The following is an 18,641-nucleotide window of genomic DNA, read 5'->3' as shown; positions in this document are numbered from 1 at the left end:
TTCACGTCCGTCGAATGCGAACGGATCTACCTGACCGGTCTGTTGCACGACGTCGGCAAGATCGCCATCCCCGATGGCGTGCTCCAAAAACCCAATCGGCTCAACGACGAAGAACGCGCAATCATCGAAACGCACACCGACTCCGGCTGGCGAATCTTGCAAGAACTCGATGCCCTGCAAGACATCCTGCCCGGTGTGCTCTACCATCACGAACACTGGAACGGCGAAGGCTATCCCGATCAATTGGCCGGGGAAAACATCCCGATCGACGGTCGCATCCTGGCCGTCTGCGACGCCTTCGATGCGATGACCAGTGACCGCCCCTATCGCAAAGGCATGTCGATCGACCGTGCGGTTACGATTCTCAACGACGGCGCTGGCACGTTTTGGGATCCCAACCTGATCCAAGTCTTTCATCGGTACATCGACGAAATCGACGAGATCCGCATCAACCACCAGCCTCGTCAGCCCGCGACCCGACCGGCCCCCGTCGATGGACGCCCCATCATCGGAACCCCGGGATTCACGGTCCCTGCCGAGACGCCCCAACCCTCCACGCGCGGCCAGTGACCGGAACGTTGATGCATCGCAAGCACCACTGCGATTCAAGCGGCGCGGCGCTGCCCGAATCCGGTCTCGCCGGCCGCCCGATCGATCAGCAATGAGAAATCACCCGGCTTGGCGATCACCAGGTCGACCCCGGCCTCCATCGCCGCGGACTTTGATTTCGGCGTGACGTTTCCGCTCACCCAAACGTGCTCGCGGGGCGGATCCACCAAGCGGTCCATCAAGCTGTCCCAGGACTCACCTTCAGTCGCCGAATCATCCCACCAGATTTCGTCAAAGCGATGCAGGGTCGCCAACTGGTCGGGCCGGCACCAGATCGCCGACGCAGGGCCGGAAGAGGCGATCGACAGCAGCGCTGACGCGTTGGCGTAGCTCGACGCAACGACCGCGATACTTTGCGGCGCGCCGCTGGGCGGGTTGGCCCATCCGCAGCGTCGTAGGTACCCCGGCAAAAAGGATTCCCATTGATGCCAATGAATCGTCGGCACGTCAAACAGATCCGCCGGCGAAGGTCGCGCTCCGGCGCACAGCGGCCCCAACAGCAACACCGCTTTGGCATCCCCATGCAACCGACAGAGCGTTTGGAACAGCTCGATCGATTCGGCCGAGTCATTGTCGCGGCAACACAAGATCGTTCGCACCGCCGACGCCGGACGCAGCAGCGCTGATTTTAAATCGACGCGATAAGCCAGCTGCGAAACGTGCGACTCGCAAAAGTTATAAGCATCGCAGTAAGCGTTTGAATCGCGATCGCCGATCCACAGCAACGTCCCGTGATCCGTCACACCGCCGTGATCGACCAAATGCATCGACATCTCCCCACCCCGAAGTCCTGTTCGCTTCCGTTATGCCGACAACAAAACGTCTGCCTCTTGCAGGCAATGCCATGCTTCGCTCGGGTTTTCACAAGCCCGCAACCGGTTCAGAAAGGATTCCATTGCGATCAGTCGGCTAATCTTGGCCAGGGTACGAAGGTGTGCCGAATCGTCGTAAGAGCAGATCAGAAAAAAGACATCGGTCATGTGACCGGTGTCGGAGAACGGGATCGGCGCTTGACTGACGGCCAAACCGACGACGGTGTCGGCCAAGATCGAGGTCTGGGGGCGACGGGGGTGCAACAGCGCCACGCCACAGTCCAACGCGGTGGGATGCATTTGTTCACGGCTCTTGACGGCCTCCGCCATCGCCGGCGCGTCCCACATCATTCCCGAAGCGGCGACCAGGTCACACATCGAGCGGATCACCGATCCACGCGTGCGAGCCCGCAACGGGATCTCGATGGTGTCGACGGTGCACAATTCATGCAACTCTCGGTCCTGCGTCTCATCGGTCATGCGGTCCACAACGCGTTGGACACGTTCCAGTTCGACGCTGTCGTCGCTGGCACCGATCTGATCCTCCAGCCAATGGTGGATCTCGGCCTCGTTGAATCGCCATTGCCCGCCCACCTTGCGCCCCGGCAGACGACCGCGGAGCACCATTTTCTCCACCTTGGCGGGCGTAATATGTAGGTATTGCGCTAACTGGGCTAAATCAAATTCTTCCATTGTCGGCCTAATCAGTTTCTTGGTTGACGCACGTGTTGGCTGATTTCGTCAGTCGACACCGTTCGTCAGTCGACACCGTTCTGGCAAAGGTCCCAGAAAATCTCGTTGCGTGTTGTCCGTCCGCAGACGCGGAATTCGCACAACGCGTCTGATCTATTCGCACGCGTGTCGGTTTCGTTGCCGCGTATGGTGACTGACCGGCACGGGTTTAGGGAGGTCCAAAAACCGCGGATTCTCCGTGAAATCTTTTCAGATTCACTCAAGTTTCATCGCTCCGAAGCCGGTCTCGGTCTTGACCGTGATCGCCGATGGAAGCTATTCCCGAGTTCAAGCATTCGATTTTGACAGCTCCCAACGCTTTGCGGCATTCGTGTGACACTCAGCTCGCCCAGTCCCAGTCCGGCATCGACGCGGCCATTGCGGCTTGCGGGAAGGCCTCATGGTGCGCCGTCCCTGTTCCGTCTGGCGGGCGTGCTTGTGTGGATGGGTTGGATCGCAGCCGCGGCAGCGACCGCACAATCGCCCGGCAACTCGCTGGATGTTCCACAAACGCGTCTCGCCCCGATCACCGCCCCGACCGGACCCGTCGCGTCCCCGCCGGCAGCTTCGGGGCAGGTCTTTTCGGGACAGGGCTTTTCGGGACAGGGCTACGGGTCGCCTTACAACGCGTCGCCCTACAACCACCCGGCAGGCGTTTCCCAGTTTGATCCGTATGCCGGAGCGCCCGCGTCAGGGTTTGTCCAACCGTCTCCTTCCTCGCCGATTTTGGGCTCATCCTCGGGACTGGGTGGCGGTTTGTTCGGCGCCCCGACCACCGTCGCGCCCCAGGGTGGATTCTTCGCGCCCGCTTCGCCACAACCCTCCTACGGAACGCCTATCTATGGTGGGCTGGCCAATCAACCGCCACCGATGATCGACGCGGGAAGCCTGTTCGGCGGCAACGCGTCGGCGGGCCTGCCGTTGAATCCGTCCAGCAACTATGCCGCGCCGCCGTCGTACGGCTATCCGTCAACCGCCTACCCCAGCGGCTCGCCATCGACGCTGTTTCCCGGCGGACTGTTCGGCAACACGCCTTCGTTTTCACCGCAGCTGAATCCCTATCGTTTGATCCAACGGATGCGGTTTCGCCACACCTACCTTCACGACGGCAACGGCAGCGACGACCTGGGGATCAACGACACCGATGTGGCGTTGGCGTTTGCGATACCGAGTTTCCTGTATTCGACTCAACCGCTGTTCATCGCGCCGTCGTTTTCGCTGCACCTGTGGGACGGCCCGCAATCGATCACCGGCGCTGATCTGGCGGGAAGCGCCTACAGCGCGTTTTTAGACTTTGCCTGGCAATCCGATCCCAATCGAATTCTGGGCGTCGACTTGGGTCTCAGCGTGGGGATGTTTAGCGAATTTCAATCCTTCGACATCGACGCGTTACGAGTCCGCGGTAAGGGTCTTGGCACGTTTCGCATCACCCCCGCATCGACGCTGAAAGTGGGCGTTTATTACTACGATCGCGTCGACGTCAAACTGCTGCCGGCCGTCGGGCTGTTCTGGCGTCCCAACGCGTTCACGAAAGTCGATCTGTTTTTCCCCCAGCCGCGTTACTCACGGTATCTGTCGACGGTGGGCACCAACGATGTGTGGTGGTACGTCGCCGGGGAATACGGCGGCGGGTCGTGGGTCATCGAACGAGACGGCAAAGGCGAAGACCAGGTAGACATCAACGACATTCGCTTGACGACCGGTTTTGAATGGGGCGAAAGCCAACGGATGCGCGCCGGGCTGCGGACGTGGTTCTTTGAATTCGGTTACGTCGGCGACCGAGAACTCGTCTATCGTCGCAACCCTGCCGACAACCTCAGCATCAGCGACACCTGGATGTTCCGCCTGGGCCTGGGATATTGACTGGCCACAACGCGTGTTGTGAAACGGCAACATCGTTGTGCAACCTGATGTGGCGAATGATCAACACGTTCGCCGTCAACGTCTTGATTTACGAGAGAAACATGGCCTGAGATGCCGCGGCACGCCGGTTGCGTGTGTCGCATCGGCATGAACACCTCTTCCATCGATCGACTCCTCGCGCCGCCGCGTGCCGCCGTTGCGCGTTTCCTTCTGCTCGGTTTCCTCGGGTTCAGCCTGCTCGGCCTTGGCGGCTGCTCGCCTCCCGCGTTGTTTGAAAACGAATACGGCGCATACGTCCCTGCGATCGATTCGGACGCCGTGATCCCACGCGGAATGCGGCGGACCAAAAATGGTTGGGAAGACGCGTCGTTGTGGTTCGTTTCGACGGAGTTTCAATCGCGATCGATCGATTCGTGGCTGGACATCCAGCGGCACCGAGAACCGAACTGGTTGAGGAAATTTTTTGAACGGATTCGGACGACACCGCCGCTGATGATCGCCGTCATCCAAATCACTGCGATCGCAGCGATCGTCCATATCAGCCACGCTCACAAAGCGGAACCGGTCAGGAATTCGGCTAAAACTCCCTCTCCACCTTTGCCCTGATCTATGATGCACTGCTGCACCCTCCATCCCGTCTCCGCCACACGCACCCGGCGCAGGTTACCGTGACTCGCATTCTTATCACCGCATTTGAGCCGTATGACCGTTGGAAACAGAACTCCAGCTGGTTGGCGCTGGTCGACCTGACGAGTTGGTACGAAGGCGCGTTGGAGATCGCGACCCGTCGCTACCCGGTCGATTTGCCCAAGCTGCGCGAGATGCTCGAAGCCGACTTGGCCCGCAACTATGACTTCGCGATTCACCTGGGTCAGTCGCCCGGATCACCCGTGATCAAACTGGAATCGGTCGGTCTAAACCTGCGCACCAACGGCGAACCCTTGCTGGTCGACGCGCCGGCGGCCTATCGTTCGACGCTCGACCTGGACGGTTGCCTGGAACGGTTGACCGCGGCGGGAATCCCGGCCCAGATCTCCCATCATGCGGGCACCTACCTGTGCAACGCCGCGCTGTTTCTGAGCCAACACTATGCCGAGATGATGGGGCGTCGAACGCAGAGTCTGTTCCTTCATCTGCCACTGACACCGGCGCAAGTGGCCGCCGATGGATCAGCGATGGCCAGCATGAGCACGCCGATGCAAAGCGCCGCGATCGCGGTTGTCAGCGAGCATCTCGCTCAAGCCGATCGCTAGTGCGTCGTAACTGCTACAGCGAGTTGGAGAACGCGGACTGCGTGTGCTCTTGGCCGGGTCGCGCGGTCGGCAAATTCTTGTGGCTGAATGGCGTCAATGCGCCAGCGGGAAAATAGAAAGCCTTGACATCGGGGTGGCGAGAATCCGACATTGCGCCGACACGAACAACCGTGCCATCAGATAACTCAAGCGTGTAGTCGCAGTCTTTCATTGTTCACCTTCCTGCGTGCTGCTGGACACCAAATCGATTGCCCCCATGCCTCAAGCGTTCCGATCAACAACAGTGGCTTGGACACTGAAGTAACGCGGCAGTGCGTCACAAGTCCGCATCGAACTGCAGGGATTTCTTGGAAATGCTTGTTTCCTGCTTCCCCCCCGAGACGCACTTTCGCCGAACCGGGTGAAGCGACATGGAAGTCGACACGGAAGAACCGCGTCAAAGAATCTTAGACCATGTTCAAGCCAACGCCGCACGTGAACCGCTCGCGCGGCGGTTAACCGTCAAGACCATATTCCTTGATCTTCTTATGGAGCGTGTTGCGGTTCATCCCCAACCGAGTCGCGGCTTTGGTTTGTACACCGCCGCAGGCCTGAAGCACTTGCGCGATCAATTCCTTCTCCACCACATCGACGACACCGCGATGGACATCCGTTGAGTCGCGTCCGGCTTGGTCCAATCCGAGTTGCACGACGGTCTTTGTCATCGTTTCGAAGTCAACCGGACCGGCCGCCTCCAGATCCGCCGCCGGGATCGGCTGACCACTCGTCACGCAGTCGGGCAACAGCTCAACGAGCAACTCATCGGTTTCAGCCATCACCACCGCGCGTTCGACATAGTTCTGCAACTCGCGCACGTTCCCGGGCCAATGGTAATCGCGCAGGGCTTCCATCGTGCCGGGGCCGATGTGGGCCACGTAGCGATCGTTCAGCTCGTTGTAGTAGTCCAGGAAATGCGAAACCAACGCGGGGATATCGTCACGGCGATCACGCAGCGGTGGGATCTCGATCGGCACCACGTTCAACCGCCAGTAAAGGTCTTCGCGGAAGCGTCCCGCGCGAACTTCACCCATCAGATCACGGTTGCTGGCCGCGATGATTCGAACGTCGGTTCGAAGCGTGGTGGTGTCGCCGACGCGTTCGAATTCCTTTTCCTGCAACACGCGGAGCAGTTTGACCTGCAAGGTCAGGGACGTGCTGTTGATTTCATCCAAGAAAATCGTGCCGCCCTGGGCGGCTTCGAAGCGGCCGGTTCGATTGCTGACCGCACCGGTAAAGGCGCCGCGAACGTGCCCGAACAATTCGCTTTCGAGCAGACTTTCGCTGAGCGCGCCACAGTTGACGCGGACAAAGGGACGGCCGCTGCGATGGCTCAACTGGTGAACCGCACCGGCGATCAATTCTTTGCCGACACCGGTCTCACCGAGCACGAGCACCGAGGCGTTGCTGACCGCAACACGTCGGGTGATGCGATAGACCTCCCGCATCGCCGAGCCATTTCCAATGATTCCCGGCAAGGGAGCGTTCTGAAGTGTAGTTGCAGGGTTGCCGAGCATTGCCATGAAGCGATCACGGCGGAACCGGACTCTCAAGTCGAGCCTCGATCACCGCAGGCGTTTCGCCTGATCCAGGAAGTCGTAAAGATTCCGCCCGTTCCGCCAATGCATCGGAGTGCCCCAATGCCAACGAGCAATTGTGCTACCTCAGCACTGCCGCGAAAGTAGCGTTTTGCGGCGGATCCCGATACCGGGTGTGTTTTAACGAGGCTACGAATCACCTTGCAAGGCTGCTGCGCCGGTCATGCGAAAACGGGCCCGCTCACCGATCGAAAGCGGCGGCAATCGACGCTTCGACTCGACTTCAAACAACACATCGGTCAGCGCCGCCGGGCTGCCCGGCAGCGGGACCAGGTAAACGGCAGGCGTATCGTCGCTGATCCAGCGATTGGAGGTGGTCTCCAACTCGGTCCGCCGGAGACTCTTTTCGCTCGTTTCGGCATCACTGTAAAACACAATCGGAATCCGCTTGCCCTTGGGCTGCCGCCGGACGCGATCGACCAATTCGGCCGGTGCCGCATCGGCAATCCTGATCTTGCTGACAACCATTCGCAGGTCACCGCCACGCTCAATCGCCCGCTCGACCTCGATCGCCGACGTCACCCGCTCGACCACGTACCCCATCTGGTTGAGGATCGATTCCTGACGCAGTGCAATGACCGGACGAGTTTCCAACAAGATGACCAGCGGGCGGGAATCGAGTGACGCCATCTCCGCCAACGTCTTGCGAACGTAGCTCGCCCCTGGAAACGCGAACCCCCTCTCGGACCTGGAAACGGCCTGCCACAGACCGTCCGCCGCCTCATAACGAATCCGCGGCTGGGGATCGCGAACCGCGTCAACCAACTCAGAAAACCCACCGTCGCGACCGACCAGCAAGTCGGAACCCGCGTTGCCTGAAGCGATGGAATCCGACAACAGACGCACGATGCCGACCGAGGCGGGAATGTCGTTTTGACTGCGTAGCTCTGCCAGTGCGACCAATAGCGATGCTGGATCCACTTGATCGCGATACAGCTGACGGACTTGCTTGACTTGTTCAGGATCCCCCCAATTCACATCGACCATGACACGATACGCCAGATCAGCAGCCAGCACGCTGCGGCCGACCGCAGGGGGCAAACTCCCCAGCCGCCGCAATCGTTGCGCCGCGTCATAGGCCTCGCGGTATCGCCGAAAAACCTCCGTGCTGCGGTTGAACTGCACTCCCGTGCGATCGTCATTGACCGACCACAGGACCGCCGGTGACAAGTCGTTCGGCGTTCGCATCGCAACCGAGCGCAGCGTGTTTAATCGATCGGCCAACACCGCGATGGCGTCCGGTTTTTCAAAGCCCGGGGGAAACACCGAGGAACGACGCGCGACTTGGGCTTCTTCCGCCGTCGCATCGGTCGCCAATGCCGAAGAGATCAACGTGTCGGTTGCCGCTGCAGGATCGAGAACCCGCAGCGCGTCCAAAGCCGACGCGCGAACACTCGGGGCTCCGTAGAGTGCGAGTTGATTGAGTGCTTGAGCACCACCGTCGCCAAGTGCCTTGAGCACGCCGAGCAACTTGGCGCGATGACCAGCACCCACCCCCCCGGTGATCGCGGAGACGATCGCTTCAATGGAAGCGTTCCCGCCGGCCATCAAGGTTCGGTTGGCGCGAAGATTGGCATCAATCGCATCGCCGGCAAGCTGATCGATCGCGGCGCGTAGACGCTCCGGCGACTGCTGGTCCGCCTTCGCCGCAGCCGTCATTTTTTTGATCGCCGAACGGCTGGCGTCACTCAAGTCGCTTCGAAGCGAGATCCGCAACAGCAATTCGTTGCCGATCGCATCGGCGGCTTGGGCCAGCTGGGTCGAATCGCCGACGCCATCGATTTTCGCCAGCCAACGGTCGACTTCAGGCCAGGCACCGATTCGAGCCAGCGAGCCGATCGCTTCGGCCCGGTAGATCCCGCCCCGCGCGGCAGTCGATTCGAGCTGTCGGACCAGCTCATCGGCTTTGGCCGGGGCCTCGGTCGGATCAGAGGCCTCCGACGGCCCGTCGTCAAATTGACCGGGAGCGCCGGCGGCCAGGAAAGCCACCGACGCAAGAGAGACGGCGATGATCAAGACGTGAAACCGCATGATGGACAAACGGGGGGAGAGGAGTGGAAGAGTGCCAGGGGACCCTGCGATATCTTAGTCACCGAAAGACCGATGTGCGCCCAATCCCTTTGTGTTTGGCCGAACAGGACGCCGCGGCAGACTGCCAACCGTCGTTCGACATCAACCGTTTGGCGCAGGGCCAATACCGCTAAATCGACATTGAGGGGCGCCGCTCGCGCTGGCGCGAACCGGCTGATGTCAATTGATGATCAGCGGCCGCTCACTCCTCGCTCGGGGCATCCGCCATGATCTTTTCCAACTCCTTCCAATTCTGCCATTCAATCGTGCCTTCCTGAGGCACCGGATCGCCCGACTCCCGGACCATCTGATTGAGTTGCTTGGTGCGTTTCTCAACGCGCTGTTGCCACTCTTGGTGCAACTCGTCTTTTGACGGGCCCGACGTTCCGGGGCGATTTTTGTCTTGGACGCGAGCGAGGAACCGTCGATCGATGTCGCGGGTGTAATTGACGTATTCTTCGGCGCTCAACCGTGCCTCATACTCCTGGCTGGTGAGGGTGGCGCGCGCCGACGAAAGGCCATTTTTCTTGCCCGTCAGAGCTCCCGAACGGAAGGGCAGGGTGAAGGCCCATGCGATCAGTCCGGTCGAAAACAAGAACGAGCCCAGGATCGCGATCCTTGCGACGTTGTTGCGTGGCAAGGCATGATTGCGATCGCTCTTGCGTCGTCCTCCGGCCTGCACGCCGCCGTCGTGACCGGTCCGGTCACTTTCGCGGCGGTTCAGCTCGGGCGGTTCGCCCGGCGTTGCGTTGCTCTTCTCTGACATGGTTGCTTCCCCCGACAGGTTTGGACGTGGACTACTTGGTCAAGATGGTGGGCAAGTTGTTGGCGATCTCCTCAAAGATCCGCACCAGATCCTCGCCGGTCGCGGCGTGATAGTGCTTTCCGCCGCCGATCGCCGCGACTTCCCGCATGTCTTGCTGGTTGGCACCGTCACCAAAGGTCACGGTGTGGATCGTCAACAGATAGTTGTTGACCAGCGACTGGGCCACGTTTTCGGCCCACGGAGTTCGGTTCTGATTGCCGTCGGTCATCACGACCATCGTCTTTGCCGCGAATGGTCTTGCCCGGCTATGAATCAAGCCCTCGATCCCTTCTTGCATGCCCCTGCCGATTGCGGTGCTGCCACCGGTATTGAGCTGGGCGACTTTATTGCGAACAATTTGAAGATCCTTTTCCAGCAACGTGTCCAGCGTCGCGCTGCTGGAATAGCTGGCCAGAGAAACCTGTTCTTCTTGGCTGGTCCCATCCAGCACGTCCAAGAACGCGTTGACGGCGACTTCAAGATCCTGCCACGCGTTGGTCGGCGGCGTGCCCTTGTTGAAGTAGTTCTCGTACATGTACTGCTGGTAGGTCACCGAGTCATGGCCGTTGGCATAAGAATAGCGCCAGCGTCCGCCGGACCACCATCGATTGAGTTGGCCTTGGCCGGCCGCCCAATCCTTGGCATCGGTCGAGAACGGGTTTTCGCCGTAATCCCAGTCGAAATCGATGTCGTCCATGGAGCCCGAACGATCCAAGATCAACGAGATATCTCGGTCCACCTGCATCGCGACCGAGTCGTGTTGTGTTTCAAAATCGTTGGTGCTGAGCAAACCGGGGATGATCATGGGGACGTTGCCCGACAACGAGCCTTCCAGTCGTTTTCCATGAACCCGAACGGCACTGGCAACCGTTCCGTTGCGAACGGCCGGGGTCGGGATCTTGATGAAGTGGTAACGGCTTCCGTCGCCGCCATATTGCTCCGTTCTTCCGAATTCGATTTCGCCGTCGTTGTCGCCCGAACGCAGCCGCAGCGGTTCGCCATCGACCGTGTTCAGCGCGGCGGTCGCAACGGCGGCATCGATCGCGGCGTCGACGGTTTGCACCTCGCTGAACGCACGACCGGCCGAGCGTGCCGCCGCGTCGGTGGCGATCGACAGTTCCGTGCGGGTCAGTTGCATGTGCGCGGCGTTGATTGCAAACGCGGCCAGGATTGCAAGAACGGGCAACACGACCGCGGTGATCGCCATCACCGTCCCGCGACGGTGTTGCGATCGGGCGTGGTTCGCGCGTCCTTTTCGAGGAGATTTGACGTTCATGGTGTAACTCGCAGAAATGGGACGAAAAGGAATATCTGAGGAGTGGAAAAGGAAGCCAAGGGTTACTGTTCGTAAAAACCGTCGTAGCGTTCGGTCCGGATCCGAGCGGTCGATTCGATCGTCGCGTTGGGCAAGAACATCGGTGCAAACAGTGCGATTTCGTCGAAGTCGACGGTCACGGTGACCACCACATCGGGTGCATCCGCGTCGAGCGGCTCGACGGTGACCTCGTACCCCGCGTTGGTCATCATCCCCATCACTTCGTCCGCGGCCGCCTCGGCTTCTTCGGCCGTCGCCCCGGGTACCATCGCGCGGCGCGCGGCAAAGTAGGCCGCATCTTGTGCCAGGTTTCGGATCATGTTCATCCGAGCGAATTCCATGCACGTGAAGATCAACACAAAGAAGATATTGGCGCAAATGGCGAATTCCACGGCAGCCGCGCCGCGTCGACGCTTGCCGGTGCGTCGACGTTTCGATCGAGGCTTACATCTGGAACGTGGTTTCATGGCTGGGGTCCGCAGCGGAAATGATGGGGCTAGTCAAGCGTTGTTTCAGGTGGAACGGTCAGTTGTTCGGCAGATTCTTGTACTCTTTGCGCAACGTCACATCCGCGGAAAGACTCGTCCCAGAGAACAGCACCGAGGGGATCAACAGGTTTCCATCGCAGGGCACGGTCACGGTCGTGGTGACGTTTTCCAGCGTGTCCGCGTCGGCAAAATCTGGCGAACTGAACGTACAGGGATTTCCGCTGTATTGAATGTTCCGCTCGTCCAAGAACTGCTGCACCCTGGCGATCACATCGGCGTTGGTGCGGCCCCGCGCGACGCCGCGACGAGCCCCCTCATAGGCCGCCAACTTGATGGACTCTTTCAAGAACAACATCGAACAAAGATCGATGGTTCCGATCGTCAGCGCGATCAGTGCCGGCAAGCAAACGGCGAATTCGACGGTGGCGGCACCACGACGCCTGAATCGGCGGGAGGGACGACACGAACTCGTGTTGCGACGCTTGGAAAGAATCATGACGAGAGGCGATGAAGTGAACGAACGAGTGAATTCCGCTGTCGGAACCCTAGCTCGCAATCCTGTCGCATGACGGACATTTCATCCGTCGCCTCTCGCAAAAAAGACGGAGTTTTTCCGTCACCGGCTAAAGACAATCAGTGCGGCCGGACTCGTTGAGTCGCTTGACGGCCTCGCGGACTCGCTCTTCGGCCGATTTGGGCGCCACCAGCGTCGCGTCCTTGGTCTGCACGACGATCAAGTCCTCGACTCCGATCGTAACGATGGTGTGGCCTGGTTCGCCAAAGATGATTGAACCGGTCGTATCGATTCCCAGATGTTCGCCGACGACCGTGTTGCCATCGGCATCAGCGTCGTGCAATCGTCCCAGCGATTGCCAACTGCCGACGTCGTCCCATTGAAACGGAGCCTCGATGACGGCGACGTTGGAATACGATTCCATCACCGCGTAATCGATCGACGTCCCTTCGATCGCGCAGAATTCTTTCTCAAGAACCTCGTCGTAGTCGGGCGAACCGATCGCGTCGGCAATGGTCTGGATGTGCGAATACATCGCCGGCTGGTTGGCCTTGATCGCCTCAAGGATGACCGAAGCCCGCCACAAAAAGATGCCGCTGTTCCAATAGAAGTCACCCGACTGCAGATACCGCGCCGCCGTTTCCTGGTTCGGCTTTTCACGAAACTGGTCGACCTGATACGCCTTGATCCCGGACGCCCCATCGGCAGGGCTGTCCGATTCGATCGCCGGTCCCCGCTGGATGTAGCCGAAGGATTCGGCAGGATAGGTCGGTTTGATTCCGAAGGTAACGATCCGTTCGGGATCCTCGATCACCAACCGTTCGGCCGCCGAGATCGCACTGCAGAATTGCTCGTCGGTGCCGATCACGTGGTCCGACGGCATCACCGCCATGATCGCGTCGGGATCCTGGTGAGCAATCAACGCGGCGGCCAATCCGATGCACGGAGCGGTGTCGCGTTTGGCCGGTTCGCCGATCAAGTTTTTCGCCGGATGCGACGGCAGTTGTTCCGCGATCGGATCGACCAAGACTTTGTTGGTCACGATCAGTTGCCGCTCCGGCGGCACCAGCCCGGCCAGCCGATCGCTGGTCGACTGGATCATCGTCCGTTGCCCGGAAAGGGCCAACAACTGTTTCGGCCGCAACGTCCGACTCGCCGGCCAGAATCGCGTCCCACTTCCGCCTGCCATGATCACCGCGTACAGCATGTCCGATCTTCTTGAATCGTGTAATGAAGTGTCTTTGGCAAACCTAGCGAATCAATCGACGCAGGGTAAGCCGTCAAGGCGATCAGGGTTTGGTCGCCCAAAAATCCAGCACCCGTACTTTGTCCAACACCGGCTTAAGCACCTCCACAAACGCTTGGTGATCGGGATGCGGCAGATACGCTTCGCGCCCCTCTTCACTGTCGAATGTGACCAAGAAACAGTGGGTGAATCCGTCGTCGTGCTTTTCGGGGCTGTTGTTGGTCGACCATTCGAACGCGCGAATCGTGTCGATCTTCTCCGGCAGCTCGGCAAATGCTTGTTCAACCTTCTTCACTTCTTCACGCGACGCCGAATCCTTGAACTTGAAGAACACCGCATGCTGCAACGCTTTCTCGGGCTGTTCCTGTTTCGGATCGCCCCAATAGTCCAGCACAAACACGTCTTTCATGTGCGGCCGCAACACATCGCCGAACGCCTTGTGCGCCGGATGGGGCAGGTAGGCTTGACGCCCCGCTTCGTCGGCGAACGTCAGTAAAAAACAATGGGTGAATCCGTCATCCAACCCTTCGGGGCTGTTGTTGACCCCATACTGAAAATCGATGATCGAATCGATCTTGGAAGGCAGCTCGGCGAATGCATCGACCACGCCTTGAATGTCCTCTTCACTCGAAGACTCTTTGAACGAGAAGAAAACTGCGTGTCGTAACATGCCGCTGTTCACATTGTCGGGGTTTTCGGGGTGGACGATCTTGTCGGCCGCTGCGTTAGCCGGCTGGTCGGCCGGTTCGCTGGTCTGGTTGTCGGTCCCCGGTTCCGCAGTCGCTGCATCGGCGGTCGCGGCGATCGGCTCGGCCGTCGCCACCGCGTCGGGATCGTCGGGGGCACCGCAACCACAAGCGGCGATCAACAAACAACAGCCGATGACGAATTCAGAACGAAACATCTTGGCAACCTTGTGGGGAAATGGAGAACGGGAGAGAACCATCACACGTGCCGCGATTCAATCGTAACGGATGTGATCGTCGAGCGGTTGCTTGGATCGGGGCCGCCTTGCGCTCCGCAAAACATCACCCCGCAAACACGGTTTCGCGGTGCGAAACCCGACCCTGTCGCTGCGGCATGGCGCCGCTTCACGGGTGTTTCCGGTAACGCGGCGCAGCGTCGCGCTCCTGTGATTTACCAGGTTTGAGCGACCGACCACGATTCAGGCGGACTTCTGACCTGCCAATCGCAGCTTTGCCTGCCGGGCCAACAGCGTTTTCTGATAACGCCCCTGGACGACGTCGACGATGATCAACACGGCCAGCACGAAATAGAACGTCGATTTCTGCATCGCTTCGACCTTATACCCAAACAACTGAATGTGGGCCAAGTGACCGCCTTCGCTGACCAGCATCACACCGACGATGAACAGGATGAACAGTCCCAGCACCTCGTACATCCGATTCTTCTTCAAAAACTCGGCCACGTGATCGGCCAGCCAAATCATCAACAGGCCGCTGATGATGATCGCCGTGGCCATGATCGCAAATGATTTCGTCAGCGCCATCGCGCTCAAAATGGAATCGAAGGAAAACACCAGGTTCATCGTCACGATCAGCGAGATCGCCTTGGTGACCGAGTTCCCCTTTTCCCCCTTGTCGCCTTCTTCCCCGAGATCCGAGACCGCCAGCAGGTGATAGATTTCTTTGATCGCCGTCCAGAGGATGAATGCGCCGCCACCGATCACGATCAAACTGTGCCCGGAAAGATGCATTTCCAGCGGATGCGAAATCAGATTCATGAACGGGTCTTCGAGCAACTTGATCAGATTGACGACCACAAACAGCAAGACGATCCGGAACACGATCGCCAGCCCGATTCCCCACTTCCGCACCATTGACTGTTTCGATTCTTCGACCCGTTTGCTCTCGATCGAGATGTACAACAGGTTGTCGAAGCCGAGCACCGCTTGCAGCACGATCAGCATTCCCAGCGTGAGAATGCCTCCGATAGAAAACAAACTCTCCTCGGACGGTTCGGCCAACTCTCCCGTGACCACTTCCGGCGTGGCGGTCTCGGCCAACAACATCAGGGGCTCGGTGAGCATCCCCAACGAAAATGGGGTGCTGAAAATCGAACTGACGGTTGAGCAAAAATCGAATTCGAGCATCGGGTCGGCCAGTCGCTGGGGTGGTTCAGAATTCCCGGCGGGCACAATCCCCGCCGGAGTGGTGACGGGATTATGATGCCATCATCGATTCCACCTCAACCCCGCAGAAAACACCGGTCACGTCATCGCACGCCAACCGCGAGAGTCAAACGATGAAAAAAACCCCACGCCGAAACCTCCTGATCACCGCCGCATCCCTGCTGACGCTCGCCCTGTTCGGTCCGGGCGCCACCCGCGCCGCCGAATCGGAAACGCCAATGACGAAGCAGTACTATGAAGTCCGCACCTACCTGCTGGGCGACAACGGCGACGCCGCAGCGGTCGACCGGTACTTGGAGCACGCCTTGCTGCCGGCATTGGGGCGTTTGGACATCGGCCCGGTGGGCGTTTTTTCGCCGGCGGCAAACGACACCAATGACCGCGACAGCATCATCGTCGTGATTCCCGCCAAAAGCGCCGAACAACTTGCCACCCTGTCGACGCGGCTCCAAAACGACGAACAATACCTCGCCGACGCCAAACCCTACCTGGATCGCGGCCCCAAAGACGCTCCGTTCGCGAGAATCTCCAGCGAACTGCTGGTGGCGATGGACTGCATGCCGATGCTGAATGTCCCCGCAGGCACCTTGGACAACAACGATCGCGTCTACGAACTGCGGCTGTACGAAAGCGCCAATGAGCGACTGGGCAATTTGAAAGTCGACATGTTCAACAACGGAGAAGTCCCAATCTTTCTCGATTGCGGTATCGCCCCGATCTTCATCGGCCAAGCCGTCATCGGTCCCCAAACGCCAAGCCTGACCTACCTGACGGTCTACCCCAACGACGCGGCGCGACTGAAAGCCTGGGACGCCTTCCGCGCCCACCCCGATTGGCAGGTCCTCAAAGGCGTCGCCAAGTACAAGGGCACCGTCAGCAAGATCGACAAACACATCCTGACGGCCAAACCGTATTCGCAGATGTAGCGGCCGACGAGCTCGACCACTACGCCGCATCACCGCCGGCGCCCTCGCCCTGCAACTTGGCCGAAGGAATGTGTGTCCACTGAAACGAGTGGCGGAGGATCGGATACGAAACGACCCGATGCACGCTTGCGATCAAGCATGCATCGGGCCATTGTCGGTGACGGTCATCTGACCGTGTCGCTTCGTCGTGCCAGCGGGGCGTCTTAGGCAGCCGCGTTCTTTTCTTTGGCTTTCTTCTCTTTGGCATTGCGGTAGTCAACCACGTCCCAAACCAGACCCAGCGTTCGGAACAGACGAATGGCTTGCCAGGTGATGTCAAATTCCCACCACTTGTGACCGTGCTTGGCCATCCGCGGGTGAGCGTGGTGATTGTTGTGCCAGCCTTCGCCGTAGGCGATGATCGCAACCAGCCAGTTGTTTCGACTGTCGTCGGTCGTTTCGTAGTTCTTGTAGCCCCACATGTGCGACGCGCTGTTGACCATCCAGGTCGCGTGCAACACGCCCACCAGTCGGACGAACAGTCCCCACACCAACAACGAGGCGCCGAAGGAGGCACCGCCGAAGTAGTATCCGACGCCGAACAGGATCGCTCCGCTGGCGATGTGAATCGGCAGGAACAGATAGTCCATGATTCGCATGCCACGAAGCTTGTAGAGATCCGGCGCCCATTTCTGCAGATACGCTTTGCGATCACCGTTGTGGGTGTGGAAGGCGAGCCAAAACATGTGGCTCCACCAACTGCCGTCGTGCGGCGAATGGGGATCCCCTTCCTGGTCGCTGTGTTTGTGGTGCTTGCGGTGGTCGGCCACCCAATCCAGCGGCGTGCCCTCGCCGGCGAGCGATCCGATCCCGGCCAAGACGTATTTGAACCAGGTCTTCGTTTTCATGCCCGAGTGCGTCAACAATCGGTGATAACCCAAGCAGATCCCGATGCTGCCGGTCAACCAGTGCAATCCCAGCATGACCGCCAGTCCGGTCCAGGTGAACGTGTACCAGGCAAAGCCGAGCACGACGGCATGGGCCAGCCCCAACCATCCGATCGCCCACCAGGAGATGTTGGCGAAACGCTTGCGATCGTTCGCCGTCTCCACCTGACCCTCAGGCTTGGACTGCTTGACCTCCAGCGTGTTGGGATCGTTCCAAGGTTCCGCTGCATTGGGTTCGAGTGATCCAGCGACCTGTTCCCCGGCGACTTGCTCCAACTCGGGTAACTCTAGCGTGGTTGAATTCTCGGATGACTTCCGGTGCGATTTCCGCGGTGTCTCTACTACGTTCGCCATAACGACGATTCCTCGATCAGGACGTTGCTTTGTGCTGAGCGGCATTCGGTTGCCGCTCGGGTCTGCGAAAGTCTAAGGATTTGTAAATCCCTGTCTGTCTCGATCGGGGCATTTGAATGTAACGGAGATGTAAAAGATTCGGCTAACCCCCTCCGGTGAGCGTCACAACACCAGTGATCCGCATGCGACAAAGCGTGTTCCGACCCATTCGAGCATGCGAGCGTCGTGAATTCGCCAACTCGGGATGACAGCAATGGCGGCGACGCGACGGGCCAACGACGGGTTGGCGACGGGGGGGACAACAGTCAGCCGGAAAACTCAACGCAGAGCGATCGACCGGACGCGAAACGCCATCGCGGAAGACGATTCAATCGCAACGGTCGTTTCAAGCGGAAGCTCGCCACGAATATCGTCCGATGAATCGGGTTACCGGTGAGAGTCTGCTGTTCAGCGGACTCGGCGCGGACGAATAGGAGGGAGGTACGGTGGGTTCACTGTGGGAGTGAAATCGTCGTCACCGACCACTTGCGATTCGGTTTTCAAACAACGGTCGAGTTTCGCTTTCGAGTGAAACCCGGCCGTTTTTCTTTGGCCACGCGACGTGGACATTCGCAAAGCCGACATTGAATGGAGCCAGAGCCTCGTGCTTTGTGTCACCTTGCGTTTCGGGTAGGCGGTAGTGGACGAGGCGACGAGTCCTCCGACAATGCCGATAATTGAACAACACCGCAAATCGCGGGACTCCTCGCGTCGTCCACTACGTTTCATGCGCCAGCGCATTCCTAGTCAACACCCGCCAACAATCGATGAACGCATCACCAAGTAGTGGACGAGGCGACGAGTTCTCTGCAGTCGGCAAATTGGCAGAGGACTCGTCGCCTCGTCCACTACCGCCTACCCGAAACGCAAGGTGACACAAAGCACGAGGCTCTGGCTCCATTC

General features: G+C 59.5%; 18 protein-coding genes. 5 read left to right on the top strand and 13 right to left on the bottom strand.

What is annotated here, in order from left to right; all coding sequences use genetic code 11:
• The coding region (locus ABX749_RS02555) for an HD-GYP domain-containing protein (RefSeq protein ID WP_372894622.1) at nt 1–570 on the top strand (570 nt) is incomplete at its 5' end.
• 35 nt (nt 571–605) lie between these two features.
• Here ABX749_RS02555 and ABX749_RS02550 read toward each other — a convergent pair.
• Together ABX749_RS02550 and ABX749_RS02545 are read right to left on the bottom strand one after the other, a co-directional pair.
• Nucleotides 606–1,382 (bottom strand): hypothetical protein, encoded by a 777-nt coding sequence (locus ABX749_RS02550; RefSeq protein WP_372894621.1) that lies wholly within the window; start codon nt 1,380–1,382, stop codon nt 606–608.
• A 30-nt stretch (nt 1,383–1,412) separates the two neighbouring features.
• A complete protein-coding gene (locus ABX749_RS02545) occupies nt 1,413–2,114 on the bottom strand; it encodes a PTS sugar transporter subunit IIA (RefSeq protein ID WP_145219539.1) in 702 nt (233 codons plus the stop codon).
• Between the two features lie 483 nt (nt 2,115–2,597).
• Here ABX749_RS02545 and ABX749_RS02540 point away from each other — a divergent pair, with 483 nt between their 5' ends.
• The 3 genes from ABX749_RS02540 (at nt 2,598) to ABX749_RS02530 (ending at nt 5,269) form a co-directional block, all read left to right on the top strand.
• Nucleotides 2,598–4,016 carry a hypothetical protein gene (locus tag ABX749_RS02540; RefSeq protein ID WP_372894620.1) on the top strand — a complete coding sequence of 473 codons (1,419 nt, stop codon included), beginning with the start codon at nt 2,598–2,600 and terminating at the stop codon, nt 4,014–4,016.
• 147 nt (nt 4,017–4,163) lie between these two features.
• Complete coding sequence (locus ABX749_RS02535) at nt 4,164–4,622, top strand: hypothetical protein (RefSeq protein ID WP_372894619.1); 459 nt, start codon at nt 4,164–4,166, stop codon at nt 4,620–4,622.
• A gap of 62 nt (nt 4,623–4,684) precedes the next feature.
• Nucleotides 4,685–5,269: a pyroglutamyl-peptidase I gene (locus ABX749_RS02530; RefSeq protein ID WP_145219543.1), complete on the top strand. Its 585-nt coding sequence runs from the start codon at nt 4,685–4,687 to the stop codon at nt 5,267–5,269.
• Nucleotides 5,270–5,282: 13 nt separating this feature from the next.
• Here ABX749_RS02530 and ABX749_RS02525 read toward each other — a convergent pair whose 3' ends face one another.
• From ABX749_RS02525 to ABX749_RS02480, 10 genes are all read right to left on the bottom strand, one after another.
• Entirely contained in the window at nt 5,283–5,480 is a 198-nt protein-coding gene (locus ABX749_RS02525; RefSeq protein WP_145219545.1) for a hypothetical protein, read from the bottom strand.
• Between the two features lie 283 nt (nt 5,481–5,763).
• Entirely contained in the window at nt 5,764–6,753 is a 990-nt protein-coding gene (locus ABX749_RS02520) for a sigma-54 interaction domain-containing protein (RefSeq protein WP_372894624.1), read from the bottom strand.
• 279 nt (nt 6,754–7,032) lie between these two features.
• Nucleotides 7,033–8,934, bottom strand: a complete 1,902-nt coding sequence (locus ABX749_RS02515; protein WP_372894618.1) for a hypothetical protein — start codon at nt 8,932–8,934, stop codon at nt 7,033–7,035.
• A 241-nt stretch (nt 8,935–9,175) separates the two neighbouring features.
• The gene (locus tag ABX749_RS02510) at nt 9,176–9,739 is read right to left on the bottom strand and encodes a hypothetical protein (RefSeq protein ID WP_372894617.1); all 564 of its coding nucleotides are present in this window, start codon (nt 9,737–9,739) and stop codon (nt 9,176–9,178) included.
• A 31-nt stretch (nt 9,740–9,770) separates the two neighbouring features.
• Nucleotides 9,771–11,054 carry a VWA domain-containing protein gene (locus ABX749_RS02505; protein WP_372894616.1) on the bottom strand — a complete coding sequence of 428 codons (1,284 nt, stop codon included), beginning with the start codon at nt 11,052–11,054 and terminating at the stop codon, nt 9,771–9,773.
• A 62-nt stretch (nt 11,055–11,116) separates the two neighbouring features.
• Nucleotides 11,117–11,560: a TadE/TadG family type IV pilus assembly protein gene (locus ABX749_RS02500; RefSeq protein ID WP_372894615.1), complete on the bottom strand. Its 444-nt coding sequence runs from the start codon at nt 11,558–11,560 to the stop codon at nt 11,117–11,119.
• 58 nt (nt 11,561–11,618) lie between these two features.
• On the bottom strand, nt 11,619–12,077 hold the full coding sequence (locus ABX749_RS02495; RefSeq protein ID WP_372894614.1) for a TadE family protein: 459 nt from the start codon (nt 12,075–12,077) through the stop codon (nt 11,619–11,621).
• Between the two features lie 127 nt (nt 12,078–12,204).
• Nucleotides 12,205–13,302, bottom strand: coding sequence for a mannose-1-phosphate guanylyltransferase (locus ABX749_RS02490; RefSeq protein WP_372894613.1), 1,098 nt, complete (start codon nt 13,300–13,302; stop codon nt 12,205–12,207).
• A gap of 82 nt (nt 13,303–13,384) precedes the next feature.
• The gene (locus ABX749_RS02485; RefSeq protein ID WP_372894612.1) at nt 13,385–14,245 is read right to left on the bottom strand and encodes a Dabb family protein; all 861 of its coding nucleotides are present in this window, start codon (nt 14,243–14,245) and stop codon (nt 13,385–13,387) included.
• A 261-nt stretch (nt 14,246–14,506) separates the two neighbouring features.
• On the bottom strand, nt 14,507–15,391 hold the full coding sequence (locus ABX749_RS02480) for a TerC family protein (protein WP_372894611.1): 885 nt from the start codon (nt 15,389–15,391) through the stop codon (nt 14,507–14,509).
• A gap of 320 nt (nt 15,392–15,711) precedes the next feature.
• On the opposite strand from ABX749_RS02480, the gene ABX749_RS02475 reads away from it, so the two are divergent.
• Complete coding sequence (locus ABX749_RS02475) at nt 15,712–16,419, top strand: NIPSNAP family protein (RefSeq protein ID WP_372894623.1); 708 nt, start codon at nt 15,712–15,714, stop codon at nt 16,417–16,419.
• A 203-nt stretch (nt 16,420–16,622) separates the two neighbouring features.
• Here the strand turns inward: ABX749_RS02475 and ABX749_RS02470 are convergent, their stop codons facing one another.
• Entirely contained in the window at nt 16,623–17,699 is a 1,077-nt protein-coding gene (locus ABX749_RS02470; protein WP_372894610.1) for an acyl-CoA desaturase, read from the bottom strand.
• Between the last annotated feature and the right edge of the window lie 942 nt (nt 17,700–18,641).

This window comes from Stieleria sp. (assembly GCF_041595215.1).
GTDB classification, from domain to species: domain Bacteria; phylum Planctomycetota; class Planctomycetia; order Pirellulales; family Pirellulaceae; genus Stieleria; species Stieleria magnilauensis.
This window is presented reverse-complemented; position numbering and strand designations above follow the sequence as displayed.